The sequence below is a fragment of the Amycolatopsis sp. YIM 10 genome (assembly GCF_009429145.1).
Taxonomy (GTDB): Bacteria; Actinomycetota; Actinomycetes; order Mycobacteriales; family Pseudonocardiaceae; genus Amycolatopsis.
Map to the genome: position 1 here is coordinate 7,244,862 of NZ_CP045480.1, position 16,086 is coordinate 7,260,947.

The 16,086-nt window shown below is 70.4% G+C and carries 17 protein-coding genes; 8 read left to right on the forward strand and 9 right to left on the reverse strand.

What is annotated here, in order from left to right; genetic code table 11:
* Positions 1–5 precede the first annotated feature (5 nt).
* Positions 6–653 (reverse strand): dihydrofolate reductase family protein, encoded by a 648-nt coding sequence (locus YIM_RS34130; RefSeq protein WP_153034230.1) that lies wholly within the window; start codon positions 651–653, stop codon positions 6–8.
* Between the two features lie 152 nt (positions 654–805).
* Between YIM_RS34130 and YIM_RS34135 the strand changes: the two genes are divergently transcribed.
* Positions 806–1,408, forward strand: a complete 603-nt coding sequence (locus YIM_RS34135; RefSeq protein ID WP_153034231.1) for a hypothetical protein — start codon at positions 806–808, stop codon at positions 1,406–1,408.
* On the opposite strand, the gene YIM_RS34140 is transcribed toward YIM_RS34135, so the two are convergent.
* Positions 1,405–2,337: a YafY family protein gene (locus YIM_RS34140; protein ID WP_194239849.1), complete on the reverse strand. Its 933-nt coding sequence runs from the start codon at positions 2,335–2,337 to the stop codon at positions 1,405–1,407. The genes YIM_RS34135 and YIM_RS34140 overlap by 4 nt on opposite strands.
* Before the next feature lie 91 nt (positions 2,338–2,428).
* Here YIM_RS34140 and YIM_RS34145 point away from each other — a divergent pair, with 91 nt between their 5' ends.
* Both YIM_RS34145 and YIM_RS34150 read left to right on the forward strand, forming a co-directional pair.
* Complete coding sequence (locus YIM_RS34145) at positions 2,429–2,788, forward strand: VOC family protein (RefSeq protein WP_153034232.1); 360 nt, start codon at positions 2,429–2,431, stop codon at positions 2,786–2,788.
* 75 nt (positions 2,789–2,863) lie between these two features.
* Entirely contained in the window at positions 2,864–4,006 is a 1,143-nt protein-coding gene (locus YIM_RS34150) for a serine hydrolase (RefSeq protein WP_153034233.1), read from the forward strand.
* Here the strand turns inward: YIM_RS34150 and YIM_RS34155 are convergent.
* Entirely contained in the window at positions 4,003–4,338 is a 336-nt protein-coding gene (locus tag YIM_RS34155; RefSeq protein WP_153034234.1) for a cupin domain-containing protein, read from the reverse strand. The genes YIM_RS34150 and YIM_RS34155 overlap by 4 nt on opposite strands.
* A gap of 71 nt (positions 4,339–4,409) precedes the next feature.
* Between YIM_RS34155 and YIM_RS34160 the strand changes: the two genes are divergently transcribed.
* A complete protein-coding gene (locus YIM_RS34160) occupies positions 4,410–5,345 on the forward strand; it encodes a GlxA family transcriptional regulator (RefSeq protein WP_153034235.1) in 936 nt (311 codons plus the stop codon).
* On the opposite strand, the gene YIM_RS34165 is transcribed toward YIM_RS34160, so the two are convergent.
* Positions 5,338–6,399 carry an Lrp/AsnC family transcriptional regulator gene (locus YIM_RS34165; RefSeq protein WP_228004190.1) on the reverse strand — a complete coding sequence of 354 codons (1,062 nt, stop codon included), beginning with the start codon at positions 6,397–6,399 and terminating at the stop codon, positions 5,338–5,340. The genes YIM_RS34160 and YIM_RS34165 overlap by 8 nt on opposite strands.
* 173 nt (positions 6,400–6,572) lie before the next feature.
* Here YIM_RS34165 and YIM_RS34170 point away from each other — a divergent pair, with 173 nt between their 5' ends.
* Positions 6,573–8,261, forward strand: a complete 1,689-nt coding sequence (locus YIM_RS34170; protein ID WP_153034236.1) for an amidohydrolase — start codon at positions 6,573–6,575, stop codon at positions 8,259–8,261.
* Positions 8,258–9,547: an MFS transporter gene (locus YIM_RS34175; RefSeq protein WP_153034237.1), complete on the forward strand. Its 1,290-nt coding sequence runs from the start codon at positions 8,258–8,260 to the stop codon at positions 9,545–9,547. Before YIM_RS34170 ends, YIM_RS34175 begins: the two co-directional genes overlap by 4 nt.
* 92 nt (positions 9,548–9,639) lie before the next feature.
* Here YIM_RS34175 and YIM_RS34180 read toward each other — a convergent pair whose 3' ends face one another.
* From YIM_RS34180 to YIM_RS34190, 3 genes are all read right to left on the reverse strand, one after another.
* The gene (locus tag YIM_RS34180; RefSeq protein WP_153034238.1) at positions 9,640–10,179 is read right to left on the reverse strand and encodes a hypothetical protein; all 540 of its coding nucleotides are present in this window, start codon (positions 10,177–10,179) and stop codon (positions 9,640–9,642) included.
* Between the two features lie 283 nt (positions 10,180–10,462).
* Complete coding sequence (locus YIM_RS34185; protein WP_153034239.1) at positions 10,463–11,692, reverse strand: PHB depolymerase family esterase; 1,230 nt, start codon at positions 11,690–11,692, stop codon at positions 10,463–10,465.
* Between the two features lie 15 nt (positions 11,693–11,707).
* Positions 11,708–12,778: an SGNH/GDSL hydrolase family protein gene (locus tag YIM_RS34190; protein WP_153034240.1), complete on the reverse strand. Its 1,071-nt coding sequence runs from the start codon at positions 12,776–12,778 to the stop codon at positions 11,708–11,710.
* A gap of 330 nt (positions 12,779–13,108) precedes the next feature.
* On the opposite strand from YIM_RS34190, the gene YIM_RS34195 reads away from it, so the two are divergent.
* Positions 13,109–13,993 carry a hypothetical protein gene (locus YIM_RS34195; protein WP_153034241.1) on the forward strand — a complete coding sequence of 295 codons (885 nt, stop codon included), beginning with the start codon at positions 13,109–13,111 and terminating at the stop codon, positions 13,991–13,993.
* Between the two features lie 103 nt (positions 13,994–14,096).
* Here the strand turns inward: YIM_RS34195 and YIM_RS34200 are convergent, their stop codons facing one another.
* Both YIM_RS34200 and YIM_RS34205 read right to left on the reverse strand, forming a co-directional pair.
* On the reverse strand, positions 14,097–14,360 hold the full coding sequence (locus YIM_RS34200) for a hypothetical protein (protein ID WP_153034242.1): 264 nt from the start codon (positions 14,358–14,360) through the stop codon (positions 14,097–14,099).
* A 66-nt stretch (positions 14,361–14,426) separates the two neighbouring features.
* On the reverse strand, positions 14,427–15,128 hold the full coding sequence (locus YIM_RS34205) for an SDR family NAD(P)-dependent oxidoreductase (protein ID WP_228004191.1): 702 nt from the start codon (positions 15,126–15,128) through the stop codon (positions 14,427–14,429).
* Positions 15,129–15,199: 71 nt separating this feature from the next.
* Between YIM_RS34205 and YIM_RS34210 the strand changes: the two genes are divergently transcribed.
* Positions 15,200–16,057, forward strand: a complete 858-nt coding sequence (locus YIM_RS34210) for a LysR family transcriptional regulator (RefSeq protein WP_153034244.1) — start codon at positions 15,200–15,202, stop codon at positions 16,055–16,057.
* Positions 16,058–16,086: the final 29 nt, after the last annotated feature.

Genomic DNA, 16,086 nt, shown 5'->3' on the forward strand with positions numbered 1-16,086 from the left:
ACAGGTCATTTTCGCCAGAACAGGTGGTGGGTCACCGCGCCGCCCGGGCTGGGCACGACGTCGACGTGGAAACGATCCCGCAACTCGTCCGGTGACTCCCAGAGCCGCGTACCCGAGCCGAGCTTCACCTGCGAGACCGCGACGTGCAGGGTGTCGACGAGATCGGCGTCGAGGAACTCGCGGATCGTGGTGGCGCCGCCGCCGAGGCGCACGTCCTTGCCCCGCGCGGCTTCCTTCGCCTGTTCGAGCACCGCCGCCGGTTCACCGTCGACGAAGTGGAAGGTGGTGTCGGACAGGGTGAACGACGGGCGCGGGTGGTGGGTGAGCACAAAAACCGGGGTGTGGAACGGCGGCTCGTCGCCCCACCAGCCGAGCCAGTCGTGGTCGGTCCACGGCCCGCGCTGCGGCCCGAACTTGTTGCGGCCCATGATCTCGGCGCCGATGTTGTGGGCGAAGTCGCGGGTCAGGTAGTCGTCGAGACCGCGGCTGCCACCGGGATCGGTGCGGTTGGGCCAACTCGCGGTGGCCCCGGCCCAGGCGAACATGTCACCCGGGTCGGCGTCGCCGAACGGCCGCTCCAGGCTCTGGTTCTCCCCCGCGCCGAACCCGTCGGCCGAGACGTTGAAGTTCTGGACGCGCAGCAGTTGGTTCATCGTTCCTCCACTCTCGTTGCCGGGTAGACCACGCCCGCCGGGCGAACTCATCGGCCCGCCCGTGCGATGTGGGTCACACCCGGCGAGGCTTGAGTGTGCCGCCGCGGCACGGCCTTTACTCGCAGGCACACCGACGACCGAGGAGGCAACCCGTGACCTGCGAAGCCGAACAGCCAGGGCGACTGCGCCCGCTCCGGCGCACGGAGGTGCTGAGTCGCTCGCTCCACACCATCGAGCACACCGGCTCGGCCTACACCGTCGAGGTCGACACCACCCGCGACTGGCAAGCGCGCCTCTACCGCGACGGCGAGGGCCACGCGGTGGCCGACATGCCCGCGACCTTCCCCGTGCCCGGCGGGAAAATCGAGGTCGACAGCTCGCTGTACGGCGTGACGCGGGTCCACCTGGTGCTCGACTCCGGCGAGGAGCGGCGCCTCGCCCCCGTCGCCGGAACCGCCGAGCACCTGCGCGCCGCGCTGGCCCGGCGGTACCCGCGCGTGAGCCGCGCGATCGGGGTGGCGGCGATCCTCGTCCTGGTGGTCAACCTGGTCACGGCGGTGCCGACGGCGCTCGAGTTCCTCACCAGGATCCCCAAGGTGGCCGCGCACTTCGGCACCTTCACCTCGCCGCTCGCCCTCCCCGGCTGGCTCAACCTCGCACTGCTTTTCGCGGGTGTGCTCGCCGCGGTGGAACGAGTGCTCACGCTGCGGAAGAACCGAGTCCTCGACATCGAGACGATGTGGGCGAGTCTCTAGAGGTAGCTGCTCAACCGCTGGGCCAGTTCGCGGACCAGGTCCCGCAGGTCGTCCGGTCGCTCGATGACAAACGGCCGGTCGAGCGCGGCGAGCCGGGTCGCGATCCAGTCGAGGTGCTGCGCGCGGATCCGCACCCGGATCTCGTCCCCCGTGATCGCCTCCAGCGTGGCGACGGCGGGCGGGAAGAGGGTGCGGATGTGCTCGGCGGTCGCCTGGATCCGCAGTGACACCTCGTACCGGTGCGGTGCTTCGGCCAGCGAGGTCAGCACGTGCTCGGCGGGATCGAACCCGGCCGGGGCGTCGAAGGTGCCGTCGAGCACCTCCAGCGCGGTGATCCGGTCGACGCGGAAGGTGCGCACCCGCGCACTGCTGGAGTCGGCGCCGGTCAGGTACCAGCGGCCGGAGTGCGCCACGATGCCGTACGGGTGCACGGTGCGTTCACTGGTGCCGCCGTGGCCCGCGGTGTAGTCGATCCGGATCGGACAGCGGTCCCGCGCGGCTTCCGCGACCTCGAACAACACCCCGGCCTCGGCGCTGAGCCCGCTGCGAGCCGGTGCGGTGAAGCCGGCGGTGGACAGCAGCGCGTCGAGGCGCCGCGCGAGCGGATCGGGCAGCACCCGCCGGACCTTGGCGGCCGCGCTTTCGGCAGTCGAAGTGCTCCGGCCCGCGTGCAGGCCGAGCAGGACGGCCAGCGCCTCCTCGCCGGTGAGCATCAGCGGCGGCATCCGGTACCCGGCGGCCAGCCGGTACCCGCCGTGACGACCCCGGATCGAGCGGACCGGGATGCCGAGGTCGAGCAGGTGGTCCACGTACCGGCGGACGGTGCGCTCGTCGACCTCCAGCCGACCGGCGAGGTCGGCCACGGTCCGCGTGCCACCGGCCTGGAGGATCTCCAGCAGGGCCAGCACACGAGCGGTCGGCCGGGGCACGCGGAAGATCCTTTCGATACCGGGCGGTTCCTGTCCAGTATTGCTCCTAGCGTGGGTCGTGTCATCAAAGATCCACCGAAAGGAACCTCCCGTGCGCTTCGCCTCCGTCCGCCTCATCAGCGACGACGTCGCCCGCCTCGTCGGCTTCTACGAGCAGGCCACCGGCCTCACCGCGCGGTGGCGGGCCGAGCAGTTCGCCGAACTCACCGGCTCGTCGTGCACGCTGGCCATCGGCAGCGCCGAAACCACGAGTGCCGCGGTGCCCGCGTCGAACCGGACCGCCATCCTGGAATTCCTGGTCGACGACGTCGATCGCGAGTACGAACGGCTGGCCGAGCTCGCCCCGGAGATCGTGCAGGAGCCGACCACCATGCCGTGGGGCAACCGCTCCCTGCTCTTCCGCGACCCCGACGGCAACCTGGTCAACTTCTTCCGCCCGCCGGCCGCCTGATCAGCCCCTGGGTGGAGGCCGGAAGTCGGAGCCCGGTCCGATGTTCCCCGGCGCGCGAGCTGACACCGTTTTCCCATGCCGATTTCAGCCAGGAAAACCGCCGCCGCGCTGCTGGGCGCGGCACTGCTCACCGGAAGCACGGGCACCGCCGCGGCCGCGACGCCGGGTTACCACCCCGCCGAGTTCCGCCATGACGTGCGCACGCTGCACGAGGACGGGATCATCGGCGTGCAGGCGCGGATCAGCACCCGCCACGGCCAGTGGACCGCGACCAGCGGGAAGTCCGATGTGGACACCGGGCAGCCGGTCTCCCCGCGCAGCAGCTTCCGGATCGCCAGCAACACCAAGACGTTCGTGGCCGTGGTGCTGCTCCAACTGGTCGGCGAGGGCAGGCTCGGCCTGGACGACACGGTGGAGCGGCACCTGCCCGGCCTGATCCGCGGCAACGGCAACGACGGCCGGGCGATCACCGTCCGGGACCTGCTCCAGCACACCAGCGGCCTGTTCGAGTACCGGGCGGAGTGGCCGCCGACCCCGGAGTACTTCGAGCAGAACCGTTACCGCCACTACGAACCCGCGGAACTGGTGGCGCTCGCGCTGAAGCACCCGCCGACCGGCACCGGGCATTCCTACTCCAACACCAACTACGTGGTGGCGGGGATGATCATCCGCGCGGTGACCGGGAACTCCTGGGCCACCGAGGTCCGCCGCCGGGTGATCCTCCCGCTGGAACTGACCGGGACCAGCGTGCCCGGCGACGATCCGTCGATGCCCGGCCCGACCGCCCGCGGTTACCAGCAGTGGTTCCCGAGCACGCTGGTCACCGACGTGACCGAGCAGAACCGGACCGGCAGCGACGCCGCGGGCGCGATCATCAGCACCACCGCCGACCTCGGCCGGTTCTTCCGCGCCCTGCTGGGCGGGCAGTTGCTCCGGCCGGCCCAGCTCGCCGAAATGCAGCGGGTGGTGCCGGTCGACGACGGGTTGCAGACCGGGTACGGCCTCGGACTCGTTCCGTACCAGCTGAGCTGCGGCGGGGTCTACTGGGGCCACGGCGGCCAGACCACCGGTTACCTCAGCACGGTCGGCGTCTCCGCCGACGGCACGCGCGCGATCGTGCTGTCCCTCACCGGCCTGACCGCGAAGAACCCGGCCGACCTCGACAAGCCGAAGGCACTCACCGAGCGGATGGTCGACCGGGCCCTCTGCGACCGCTAACCCTCCGGGTAGAAGAGGAAGAGGGTGCAGCCGGTGGTGCTGGCCGGGACGTGCCACGTCCCGGCCGGGGCGTGCAGGAAGGTGCCCGCCGGATAGTCGCGGGCGCCGTCGTTGAAGGTGCCCGCGACCACGTACACCTCCTCCGGACCCGGTTCGTGGACGTCGCGGTGCGGCCAGGACGAGCCGGGGTCCATCTCCAGCACGTTGGCGTGCGCACCGGCCGGGCTCGTCCACAGTGGACGCAGGCGGATGCCGGGGAAGAGTTCGCGGACGGGGGCTTCCTTGACGGTGACGGAGGTGTAGCCCTCCTGCTCGAGGATCTCGGGATTCATGCCTTCCAACGTGCCGCGGGAAAACCACTCGGGACAGTGTCGACAAAGCCACCATGGGGTACTTTCCTGCCATGCATCGTGTGGTGGCCCTCGTCCGGCCGGTGCAGTCGACCTTCGAACTCGGCTGCGCCGCCGAGGTCTTCGGCACCGACCGGGACGGTGTGCCGCGGCACTACGAATTCGAGGTGTGCGCGGAAACCCCGGGGCCGGTGCCGACCACGGCCGGGTACGCGATGTCCGTCTCGCGGGGCCTGTCGGCGCTCGCGGCCGCGGACACGGTGATCATTCCCGGCTGGGCGCCGGTCGAGGCGCCGTTGTCCCCGCGCGTGCGCCGGGCGCTGCTGCGGGCGCACGCGCGCGGCGCCCGGCTCGTCACCATCTGCTCCGGCGTGTTCGCGCTGGCCCGCACCGGACTGCTCGACGGCCGCTCGGCCACCACGCACTGGGCGCGCGCCGAGCAGCTGCGACAGGAGTTCCCCGAGGTCCGCGTGGAACCGGACCGGCTCTACGTGGACCACGGCGACGTCGCCACCAGCGCCGGCGCCGGCGCCGGGATCGACCTCTGCCTGCACCTGGTCCGGCGGGACCACGGGGCCGCGCACGCCGCACTCGTCGCGCGGCACATGGTGGTGCCACCGCACCGCGACGGCGGTCAGGTGCAGTACGCGCCGCCCGCCCCGCCCGAGGACGCGCTGGACGGGCTGCTCGACTGGGCGGGCGCCCGCCTCGGCACCCCGTTGTCGGTGGCCGAACTGGCCGCGCACCTCAACGTCTCGCCACGCACGCTGGCCCGGCGGTTCGCCGAGCAGCTCGGCACGAGTCCCGGCGCGTGGCTGCTGTCCCGCCGGGTGGCCGAGGCGCGCACCCTGCTGGAGGAGACGAACCTGCCGGTCGAGGCGATCGCCGCCCGCGTCGGCCTGACCTCCGCGGTCAACCTGCGCCGCCGCTTCCACGCACTGGTCGGCACCACGCCCGGCGCCTACCGGCGGGCGTTCCGCGTCACGTGAGTGGTTGCCATCGGAAGTCCTTCGCGGGTATCGACGGATCCAGGTTTCCGCTGGGCGTGCCGCGCCAAGGCCCTCGTACCGGGTCGTACTCGGGCCTTGGCGCGGTGCGTCCAGCGGGAAGTTGGGCCGTCGAGACCCCGGAGGACTTCCGATGGTGACCACTAGGATCGGGCAGGGGCCATTCGTAGCGTTCCTTGGCGATGCGCAGGTGCACCCAGGACTCCGCGCTGACCACGTCCTCGCGTCCGCCGATCTCTTCGAGCGTCTCGTCGAGTTCACGGGCGGCGCGGGCCGCGACGGTGGCCACCACGTCGAACCGGCCGATGGTGCGGGCGAGGAACTCGACGTCGTCCCTGGCCGCGAGCGCCTCGGTCACCGCGTCACCGGCACCACGCACGTTGAGCCCGATCCCGCACACCAGCCCGGCGTCCGGGCGCGCGCGGCTGAGCACCGGCGCGATCCGGATGACCTCGTGCTCCACCAGGTAACCCACCCGGGTGCGGGTGGCCGACGGCGACAGGCCGACGTGCTGGGCGATGCGCGCGAAGCTCTCCCGGCCGTCGGCCTGGAGCCGCATCATGATGGCGAGGTCGCGGTCGTCGACGCGCAGCCCCGGCGCGAGCGGACGGCCGGGCATGAAGAGCCCCTTGCGCACGTCGACGTAGACCAGGGTGTTGACCAGTTCGACGTCCGGCAGGCCACGGATGTCGGCCACCGTGCGGTAGAGCGCCGCGGAATCCGGCAGCCGCAGTTCGGCGACGACCTGGTATTCGCCGCTGACCGCCGAGACGAACGCCGCCGCGGGCAGCGCCGCGATCGCCTCCGCCGTCTCGCGCGAGCGGCCCGAGGTGCGGATCGCCAGGTGCGCGTAGGCGGTCAGGCCGAGGAATTCGGGGTGGACCGCCGCGATCACGATGAGCGATCCGTCGGCTTTCAACTGCTCCAGCCGCGCGGAGACCGCCGAGCGCGAGGCGCCGACGCGCTGGGCGAGGTCCGCCACGCTCATCCGGCCGTCCGCCCGCAGAGCGGCGACCAGCGCCTCGTCGAAGCCCAATTTCGCCTCCCGATTTTTCGGTGACCCCGGGAAGTCATATCACGCGTCAAGTGCCGGTGTCACAGCTCGATTGCACTGATATGCATGATCATCTAAGCAAATCGACTGCACAGGCCAGCAGTACGCGCACGATCTGTTTGCCTCGACTGCCTCGCGTGATTACCTTCACCGCAATGCGCATGCTGAACCACCTCGAACGGTCCGCTCTCGACGCCACCGCAACGATCCTGCGTCCCGACGAAGTGGTCACCGTGGACGACACGACCGAGGGCGCCGAGGCGGTCCTCGTGTTCGGCGCGGAGATCGCCGCGGCCGGTTCGGTGGCGGACTGCCGCGAGGCCGCAGCCCGGCTCGGCCACCCGGCACCGGAGGAGCGGCGGCTGCCCGGCACGCTGCTGCCCGGTTTCCTCGATCCGCACGCGCACCCGCTGATGTACGGCCAGATGATGACCTGGGTGGACTGCGGCCCCGGCCGGGCGTCGAGCATTCCCGAAATCGTCGCGCTGCTGCGCGAGGCCGCCGAGCGCACGCCGAACGGCAGGCCGGTGCGAGGTTACGGCTACGAGCACCGCAACCTCGCCGAGAAACGCCACCCCCGCAAGGAAGAACTCGACGCCGTGGCCACGGATCGCGAGGTCTACCTGATGAACGCCAGCGGGCACGGCGGCGTGGTCAACAGCCACACGCTGGCGCGCAACGGCGTCACCCGTGACACCCCCGATCCCGACGGCGGGGTGTTCTTCCGCGACGAGCACGGCGAACCCACCGGCGAACTGTCGGACGCGGCGTGCAACATCCTCACCGGCGTCTCCGGGGTGAAGGTCGGCCACCACGGGCCGAACTTCCACCTCGCCGACGAACCCGGCGAGCACCTGCGGCAACTCGCCGTGGCGCAGGAGAAGTTCCTCGCCGCCGGGGTGACGGCGATCGGGGACGCGCAGGTGACGCGCCGCGAGTTCGACATGTACCTGCGCCTGGCCGAAGCCGGGCGGCTCACCACGCGCGTGCATATGTACCTGCTGTCACACCTGCTCGACCAGGCGCTGGAAATGGGCCTGCACGGCGCTTTCGGCAACTCGCACCTGTCCTTCGCGGGGATCAAGTTCTACGCCGACGGCACGCTCGGCGGCTGGACCGCGTACTTCCCCGACGGCTACGTCGGCGACCCGTGCCGCACCGGGCAGCTCTACCACGACCCGGCGGACTACACCGCGCTGATCGCCAAGGCACACGCCGCCGGCCTGCAGACCGCGACCCACGCGCAGTCCCCCGACGCGATCGCGATGGTGCTCGACGCCATCGAGGCCGCACAAAAGGAAAATCCGCGCCCCGACGCCCGTCACCGCATCGAGCACTGTGGACTCCCGACACCGGAGCAGATCACCAGGATGGCCGCGCTCGGAGTCCACCCGGTCAACCAGCCCCAGCACTACTACAACTGGGGCGAGGGCGTGACCGACGCGATCGGCACGCCCGGCGAGCGCTTCAATCCGCTGGGCGAGTTCCGGTCGGCGGGGGTGCCGGTCACGCTCAGCTCGGACGCCCCGGTCGCCGAACCGAACCCGCTCGAAGCCATCCAGACCGCGGTGACCAGGGTGACCCGGCGCGGTCACCGCCTCGGCGGGGACGAATTGCTCATCGACGCGCGCTCGGCCGTGGCCGCGCACACCATCGCCGGTGCCCGCGCGCTCGGCCGCGAACGCGAACTCGGCTCCATCACCCCCGGCAAGCGGGCCGACTTCGTCCTGCTCGCCGCCAATCCGCTCACCACCGAACCCGGTCGCATCGCGGACATCCGCGTGCTGGAGACCTGGGTCGGCGGCGAGGTCCAGCACCGCCACGCCCAGGAGACCGCCCGATGACGCACGACCTCCGCACCCCGCCGCTCCGGCGCGCCCGCAAGGCCGGACTCGCCGCCTTTGTCGGCACCACCATCGAGTGGTACGACTTCTACATCTACGCCACCGCCGCGAGCCTGGTCTTCGGCACGGTGTTCTTTCCCGAGACCGGCGACCGGCTGACCGGGATCGCCGCCTCGTTCGCCACCTACGCGGTCGGCTTCTTCGCCCGCCCGCTCGGCGGTATCGTGTTCGGCCACGTCGGTGACCGGGTGGGCCGCAAGACCGCGCTCGTGGTGACGCTGACCATGATGGGCGCGGCGACCTTCCTCGTCGGCTGCCTGCCCGGCTACGGCCAGATCGGGGCGTGGGCGCCGATCCTGCTGGTGCTGCTGCGGTTCGTCCAGGGTCTCGCGGTGGGGGGCGAATGGGGTGGCGCGGTGCTGATGGCCGTCGAACACGCGCCACCGGAGAAGAAGACCTTCTACGGCAGCTTCGCCCAGGCGGGCAATCCGGCGGGCGCGCTGCTGGCGACCGGCCTGTTCAGCCTGCTGAGCCTGGGCGGCACGGAGTTCCTCAACGACTGGGGCTGGCGGATCCCGTTCTTCGCCTCCGCGCTGCTGATCGTGGTCGGCCTGATCGTGCGGTCCACTGTGGAAGAATCGCCGGTGTTCGAAGAAGCCGCCGAGGCGCACGCCGGGGTGCCCCTCGTCTACGCCCTGCGCACGAACTGGAAGCCGATCCTGCTCGGCGTCTGCGTGCTGCCGGTCGCGCTGGGCGGGTACTACCTGGTCACCACCTTCGCCACCGCGTACGCCACCGATCCCTCCGTCGGGGTTTCCGAATCGCTCGTGCTCAACGCGCTCAGCATCGCCGCCTTCGTCGAACTGGTGCTCACCTTCGGCACGGCGTGGCTCGGTGACCGCTTCGGCCGGGTGCGGGTCGTCGTGCTCGGCCTGGTGGCGGTCGCGGTGCTCGCCGCGCCGCAGTTCCTGGTGTTCTCCACGAAGGACTCGCTGCTGATCATCACCGTGTTCGTGGTGATGCGCCTGGCGATGACGGCCACCTACGCCCCGATCGCGGCCGTGCTGTCCCAGATGTTCCGGCCGCGGGCGCGCTACACCAGCATCTCGCTCTCCTACCAGGTGGCGGGCGCGCTATTCGGCGGGCTGTCGCCGCTGGTCTCGACGCTGCTGTTCCAGTCGACCGGCAGCATCTGGCCGGTGATCGGGCTGCTGATCGGGATGTGCGTGCTCAGCACCGTGTGCGTGCTGCTCGCCCCGCAGCACACCGACGAGGTCACGAACTGACACGCTCCAGCACGACAACGGTCTGCGGGTTGTGGCCCCCGACGGGCTGCCGTATCGGCCGCCCGCTTGCCTCTATCCGATGTGGACACACGCTACGACCTCATCGACCTCCCCGTCTCCGCGAGGGTTTCGGCGAGTATCCGCACCGCCCTCGGCCCGACGCCGTGCAGCGCCAGCAGTTCGGCCGCGCTCCGGGAGGCGATCTGGTCCACTGTGGTCAGTCCGGCGTTGGCCAGCGCGCGGGTGGCGGGCTTGCCGATCGCGGCGGGCAGATCGCTGCCCGGCCGCACGGGCGATTCGAGGACGGCGGTCAGCTTCGCGGCCAGCCGCTTCGGCGCGCGGTGTCGCCACGCGGCCATCACCAGCGCCCACAGGTGCTGGCCGCCGACGTCCGCGAGCGGTGCCTGGAACCCGATCGACCGCCCGGCGTGCATCAGCCGCTCGGCCGCCGGATAGGCCGCCACCGCCTTGCCCGCCTCGTCGTCCGGCAGGCGCACCCGCACCAGTCCGTCCTTGGTGAGCGAGACGAACTCCTTGCCACGGACGGAATAGCGCAGCACTCCGTCCGCGTCGTGCTCCTCGACCTCCTCGAAGGTCAGCGCTGTCTTGCGCAACTGCGCCTTGGTTGTCATGGCCCCGATGCTAACCGGGACCACCGACAGTGAGCGGTAGTTCAATGGCGGCCGTCGTAGGTGTCGCGGGCATGGCCGACCGGTGGCGTACTCGACCCGGGGTGGCGCATCCGTGTGCACGGTGAACCGCCGTGGGCCTTGGCCGAGTTCGACCAGCACCTGCGCTCGCCGACACCGTCATCGACGGGAGCGGGTGGTGTGGCCTGGTTCGTAACAGTGGTGTGCCGTCGCGACAAAAGTGCCGCGGGCACCTGAGCCGCTGTCCGCCCGCGGTTCCGGGCGCTCACGACACCGCGCATGCCGTGCCGTTGAGCGTGAATGCCGCGGGCTCCCCGGTGTCGCCGGTGTGCCCGGCCTGGAAACCGATCTCGACCGAGCCGCCCGCCGGGAGCACCGGCTGGTAGGCCGGGTTCTTCGCGGTGATCGTGCTGCCCGCCTTGGTGTAGACGGCATTCCAGCCGGACACGAAGTCCTGCCCGGCGGGCAGGGTGTAGACCAGGTTCCAGCCGTTGAGCGGGGTGGTCCCGGTGTTGGTGATGGTGACCGACGCGGTCAGGCCGGTGTTCCACGCGTTCACCCGATAGCTGATCTGGCAGTCCGCCACCGGCCCCGGGCCGCCGCCCTGGTCGAGGCCGAAGAAGCGGACGGCTTCCGCGCCCATGCCCGAGGTCCAGAGGTTGTGGGACACACCCTGCAGCGAGATCGCCTCCACCCCGGTGCCGTACCGCGTGCGGGTCCAGTTCGGGCGCGGGTAGTCGGTCGTGGTCGGCGTGGTGGACAGGCCGTGGACGTCGGTCCACTGGTCGATTTCCTCGCCGAAGTTCGGATAACGCAGGGTTTCGTCCTGGGTTCCGTGCCACAGCTGCATTCGCGGCCTCGGCCCGCTGTAGCCGGGATACGCGGCACGGGCCAGATCGCCCCATTGGCGCGGGGTCTTCAGCACCAGGCCGTTGGCGCACTGGCTGTTCCAGCCCGAGCCGTCGGTGGTGGCGAAGCAGCTGGCCGGCACGCCGGAGAAAGCCGCGCCCGCGGCGAAGATGTCGGGGTAGTTGGCCAGCATGACGTTCGTCGTCATCGCACCGGACGAGATCCCGGTGACGAACACCCGCGACGCGTCGCCCTGGTAGGTCTGGAGCGCGTGCCGCACCATCGACGCCATGCCGACCGGATCGCTGCCACCGTCGCGCTTGAGGGCCTGCGGCGAGGAGACGTCGAAGCAGTTCCCGCTCCGCGTCGCGGACGGGTAGACCACGACGAACCCGTGCTGGTCGGCCAGTTGCGCGAAGTCCGTGCCGCTGAACATCGCCGGGCCCGACCCCGTGCACCAGTGCACCGCCAGCAGCACCGGCGGTTTCGGCCGGAGCTGGTCCGGCACGTAGACGTGCATGCGCAGACCGCTCGGATTGGGGCCGAAGTTCGTCACCTCGGTCAGCGCCGCCGCGGACGCGGGCGGCGCGGTGGACAGGCCCGTCACCAGCATGGCGGCGGCGAGCAGAGCGCCGAGAATCCTCATCGTGGTCCCGTTCTGTCACCAGCCCAGCGGCAGGGTGGCGACAAAATCGCCGAGCCGCTGGGCGATGACCTCGTGGTCGTCGGCGGACGGGTGCCAGTGGCAGCCGAGGTAGTCCAGGCCGGTTTCGGGGTAGTACCAGTGGCGGACGCGGTCGCCGCGCTCGCTCACGATCTGCTTCGTGGTCTCGGTGAACACCGAGGTGTTGGACATGTACGTCGAGCTGACGACGATGGTCGTGCCGGGGCCGTAGCGAGCGCGGAGCTTGTCGAGGAATCCGTGGTACGCGGCCTTGTACGCGGCAACGAGGCTCTCGGGCGTCCACGGCTCGCCGGGGTTGATCGCGGTGGAGAAGTCGTTGATGCCCAGGCCGACCACCACCAGCTGCGGCCGCCAGCTCGCCGGCTTCTGCCACACGTCACCGGCGACCGCGAGCAGCGCGCGGTCGTAGTAGGTGCGGTAGTCGGTGCCGGGCTCACCACCGTTGTAGTTGCGCACCATACCGCGCCCGGAGAAGGCGTTGACCTGGTAGTCGGCGCCCAGCCGCCGCGCGGTCAGCGGCCCGAAGGCACGGTCGGCGCTGGTGGCCCGGTTGACCTGGTCGCCGGTGCAGTCGCGGCTGGTGGACAGGTTGCCGTAGCCGGCGGTGTAGGAGTCGCCGATGAACTCGATCTGCCTGGCGCGCGCGGGCGGCTTGGCGAGCACGGCACCGCCCGGCGCGGCCACGAAGCCGCCGAAAGTGCTGGTGGCCCAAGGACTTTCGCTGCGCTTGACCAGCCGGACGGTGTGCTCGGTGTCGGCAAGGCCGTGCACCCAGTGCGTGCCGGACGCGGGGGTGACCAGGATGGCCCTGGTGGTCCCGTCGACCTGGATTTCGTAGTCGGCGGCCGGATCCTGCAGGGAGACCCCGATCCCGGTGCCGCGGAACCGCCCTTCGAAGTGGACGCCCGGCCAGCTGAAGCGCAGTGACGCACCGGCTTCCTGGACCCGGCCGGGGGTGTGAACCTGGTCGAGCGCGCAGACCGCGGACGCCGGGCCGGCCCCGGCCACCGCGATGACCACGGCGAGAATTCCGACGAGACGCTTCATCGAGCCCCACTTCCACGGCAACCTGGGAGCGCTCCCAACCCTTGAGCACCGTGGCGCCGGAGACCCGCCCGCGTCAATGCGTTTCACCCGGACGGCCGCCGACAAGCTCGCTTGCCCCAAGATCGTTTCCGGCATCCGACGACAAGCGAAGTCGATCGGTTCGCTTCACTTCGTACAGACATTTCTTATCAATCGAACGGGTGACATTGGCCGACAGTTACCCGACCTGACCGAGGGAGTACTGTGCGCTGCCACCGCCAACAGGAGGATGATATGAACCCATTGCCCCATGTGAGCACGACCGTTTCACCCGATGCGGATCATGCCCACATGGACAGGAACGCGGTGAACGAATTCTTGGCCAAGCTTGGAGCGGTCACCGAGGAAGTGGCCGCTGAGGCAGGCGCGGCCGACGCTCGAATGAGCGAGTTAACGGACGCCAGTGAGGAATTGCTCGAGCAGCGAATCGCCGACGGTATCCCGCGGACGAGTCCGGATCCACGGTTCACCATCGCCCACATGCGCAGCTCCATGGCCATCACGACAGCCCGCTGGCACCGCGATGCAGCACGTGAATTCGCTGCGTGGTGGGCGGACGTGGCAACGATCGCAGTAGTTGTCAGTGCGACCGGTCAGCTCGTTCCCACCGCACGGGTGGCCGCGGCCGACCCGACGGGTATAGCCGACGACGGGGTGGGCTATCTCCCGGAGGTTCCCGAAGAAACCCGATCTTTGACTCGGCTGACGGCCACTTTCGCGTTGCCGGACGGGCTCAACCAGGCCGATCCCCACATGGCCGCCCTGGCCAATGAGCAAGCGGCTCGTGCTGGTCTGAAAATCAGCCACACCAGCGACGGCGAGGTTGTGGTGCTGGACGATGGAGAACCAGAAGCTCGGCGTCGCCGCCTGTGGGGCGACCTGTGGATCGAGGCCCGAGTTCCCGGTTTGCCCGACCAGCGCGAACTCGCCGATCTGTTGAACAAGCACGGAGCACCGGCATCCACGGTTGCCGATGCTGTCGAGGCGCTCCGCGAAGTCGAAGAGGCCGCCGCGGCGATGTTGCGGATACGCGAACTGGAGCAAAGCGTCATAAATGCCGAGCCGGCCCCTGACGCTGACGACGACGATTGGGACGCCCTGTGGAGCCAGGCTGAACAGTTGACCGCGCTTCTCGTTCGTTACGCCAGCGTCCTCACCGACGCGGTGCGCGGCTGAGCTTAACCGGATGACGGGCATCCCGCAGTGCACCTACGGCGGCCTGGCATCAGCCGGGTGTGGCTGAGCGCCGGGACGATCGTGGCCGCCGCCGATGCGGTGATCAACAGGAACCGCCGCCGCCTCCACCGTCGCCACCGCCGCCGGAGAAGCCGCCGCCGCTGTCGCCGCAGCCGCCGGAAAAACCGCTGCCGCTGTCGGACCAGCTCGACCCGCCCTCACCGGATGACCAGGACGAACCGGAATAGTCGACGTAACCGGACGAAGAACTGCCACGCCCCCTCGACGAGGAACCGGCCGCCCTGGCCAGCACGATCACCACCACCAACGCGGGCAAAAACACCAGGACCAAAACCAAGCCGTTCATCGATCCATCCCCCTTGTCGATCACCGGTTCCCGGTCCGACGCGGCACCGCGGTCGCTGGTTCCCGATCACCAGGGGATGACGTCGTCCAGTGAATCCGGGCCGCGGAAGGCGGCGGTCGGGCCGTCCACGGGGAGCGTCGCGAGTTCGACGGGGACGACCGCGCCGTCGGCGGTGGTGCGGTCGCCGCGCGGGAAGGGCGCGGCGGCGTTCTGGTCGGTCGGCACCAGGCCGGGACTGGCGGCGTTGACCTTGATGCCGTCGGCGCGCAGGGCGTTGGCATAGATCAGCGTCAGCGCGTTGAGCGCGGCCTTGGACGAGCTGTAGGCGAGAAAGGCACGGCTCCCGGGGTCACTGAGGACGGTGAGCGAGCCGAGACCACTGGATATGTTCACGATCCTCGGGTTCGGCGAACGGCGGAGCAGCGGCACGCAGGCCGAAATCATCGTGACCACGCCGAAAACGTTGACTTCGTACACCTCGCGCAGGTGCGCGGCCGTGACGCCGGTGACCGGGATGCCCCACTCGGTCATGATCCCGGCGTTGTTCACCAGCACGTCCAGCCGTCCCGCCTCGGCCTCGATCGTGCTGACGGCCGCTTCCGCGGACTCCGGGCCGGTCACGTCGAGCCGCAGGGGGCGGATACCCGGCCTGGCCGCCGCTTCCCCGCGAATTCCTTGGTACACGGTGAATCCCCGCTCGGCGAGCCGGTCGACGATGGCCAAGCCGATGCCCTTGCCGCCGCCGGTGACGAGTGCTACTTCGCTCATGCCGTCCATTCCAGCCGGTCACACCCCATGCCGGGAAAGACCGATCGGGTGGGGTCCCATACCCTGGCGGTATGCCGGAAATCCGCGAGCTGCGCTACTTCCGCGCCGTCGCCGAGGAGCTGAACATCACGCGCGCGGCCGAGCGGCTCGGCATCGCGCAGCCGCCGCTGTCCCGGGCCGTGCGAAAGCTGGAACGGCGGCTCGGGGTCGAACTCTTCGACCGCACCGGACCCCGGCTGGCTCTGACCCCGGCCGGGGAGACCCTGCTCAAGGAAAGCGCCGTTGTGCTCGGCGCGCTCGACTCCGCCGTACGCCGGACGCGGCGCGAGGGACTTCCCGGCCTCGTGGTCACCGCCAAACCGGGAGTGGCCACGGAACTGCTGCACCGGATCCGCGCGCGATTCCGCGCGGAGCCCGACGCGCCGGAGATCCGGGTGGTGGTGAGCGGCTTCGGCGAGCAGGCCGACATGGTTCGCGACGGCCGCGCGGACGTGGCGATCGCCGCCTGCGTCGACGGCCACGGTCTCGACACCGAACCACTGACGACCGAACCACGCGTCGCCGCGCTCGCGCCCTGGCACGAACTGGCCCGGCGCGAGGTCCTCAGCACCGCCGACCTCGCCGCCGAACCGGCGCCGCGGTGGAGCGATCCGGCGATCGTCGATCGCGACCACTGGCTGGGTCACCCGGACCGGCCAGACGGTCCGGTCGTGCAGGACAGCGCCCAGCTGCTCGAAGTGGTCGCGCTGGGGCAGGGCGTGGCGCTGGTGCCCGCCGGGCTGGCCGCGCGGAACGTCCGCCCGGACGTGACCTACCGCCCGGTGCCCGACGCGACGCCGTACCGGACGCTGCTCCTCTGGCGGGCGGGCAGCCGATCACCGTCGATCGCCCGGTTCGTCCGGGCGGTGACCTGTCTCACCCACGCTTGAGTATGCCGCGAGGGCACGGTTTTTCCTGG

Excerpts from the sequence above, each read along its gene's own strand:
- YIM_RS34130 (WP_153034230.1), bottom strand. The coding sequence starts at position 653 with ATGAACCAACTGCTGCGCGTCCAGAACTTCAACGTCTCGGCCGACGGG.
- YIM_RS34150 (WP_153034233.1), top strand. The coding sequence starts at position 2,864 with ATGCCGATTTCAGCCAGGAAAACCGCCGCCGCGCTGCTGGGCGCGGCA.
- YIM_RS34155 (WP_153034234.1), bottom strand. The coding sequence starts at position 4,338 with ATGAATCCCGAGATCCTCGAGCAGGAGGGCTACACCTCCGTCACCGTC.
- YIM_RS34160 (WP_153034235.1), top strand. The coding sequence starts at position 4,410 with ATGCATCGTGTGGTGGCCCTCGTCCGGCCGGTGCAGTCGACCTTCGAA.
- YIM_RS34170 (WP_153034236.1), top strand. The coding sequence starts at position 6,573 with ATGCGCATGCTGAACCACCTCGAACGGTCCGCTCTCGACGCCACCGCA.
- YIM_RS34175 (WP_153034237.1), top strand. The coding sequence starts at position 8,258 with ATGACGCACGACCTCCGCACCCCGCCGCTCCGGCGCGCCCGCAAGGCC.
- YIM_RS34180 (WP_153034238.1), bottom strand. The coding sequence starts at position 10,179 with ATGACAACCAAGGCGCAGTTGCGCAAGACAGCGCTGACCTTCGAGGAG.
- YIM_RS34185 (WP_153034239.1), bottom strand. The coding sequence starts at position 11,692 with ATGAGGATTCTCGGCGCTCTGCTCGCCGCCGCCATGCTGGTGACGGGC.
- YIM_RS34190 (WP_153034240.1), bottom strand. The coding sequence starts at position 12,778 with ATGAAGCGTCTCGTCGGAATTCTCGCCGTGGTCATCGCGGTGGCCGGG.
- YIM_RS34195 (WP_153034241.1), top strand. The coding sequence starts at position 13,109 with ATGGACAGGAACGCGGTGAACGAATTCTTGGCCAAGCTTGGAGCGGTC.
- YIM_RS34200 (WP_153034242.1), bottom strand. The coding sequence starts at position 14,360 with ATGAACGGCTTGGTTTTGGTCCTGGTGTTTTTGCCCGCGTTGGTGGTG.
- YIM_RS34205 (WP_228004191.1), bottom strand. The coding sequence starts at position 15,128 with ATGAGCGAAGTAGCACTCGTCACCGGCGGCGGCAAGGGCATCGGCTTG.
- YIM_RS34210 (WP_153034244.1), top strand. The coding sequence starts at position 15,200 with ATGCCGGAAATCCGCGAGCTGCGCTACTTCCGCGCCGTCGCCGAGGAG.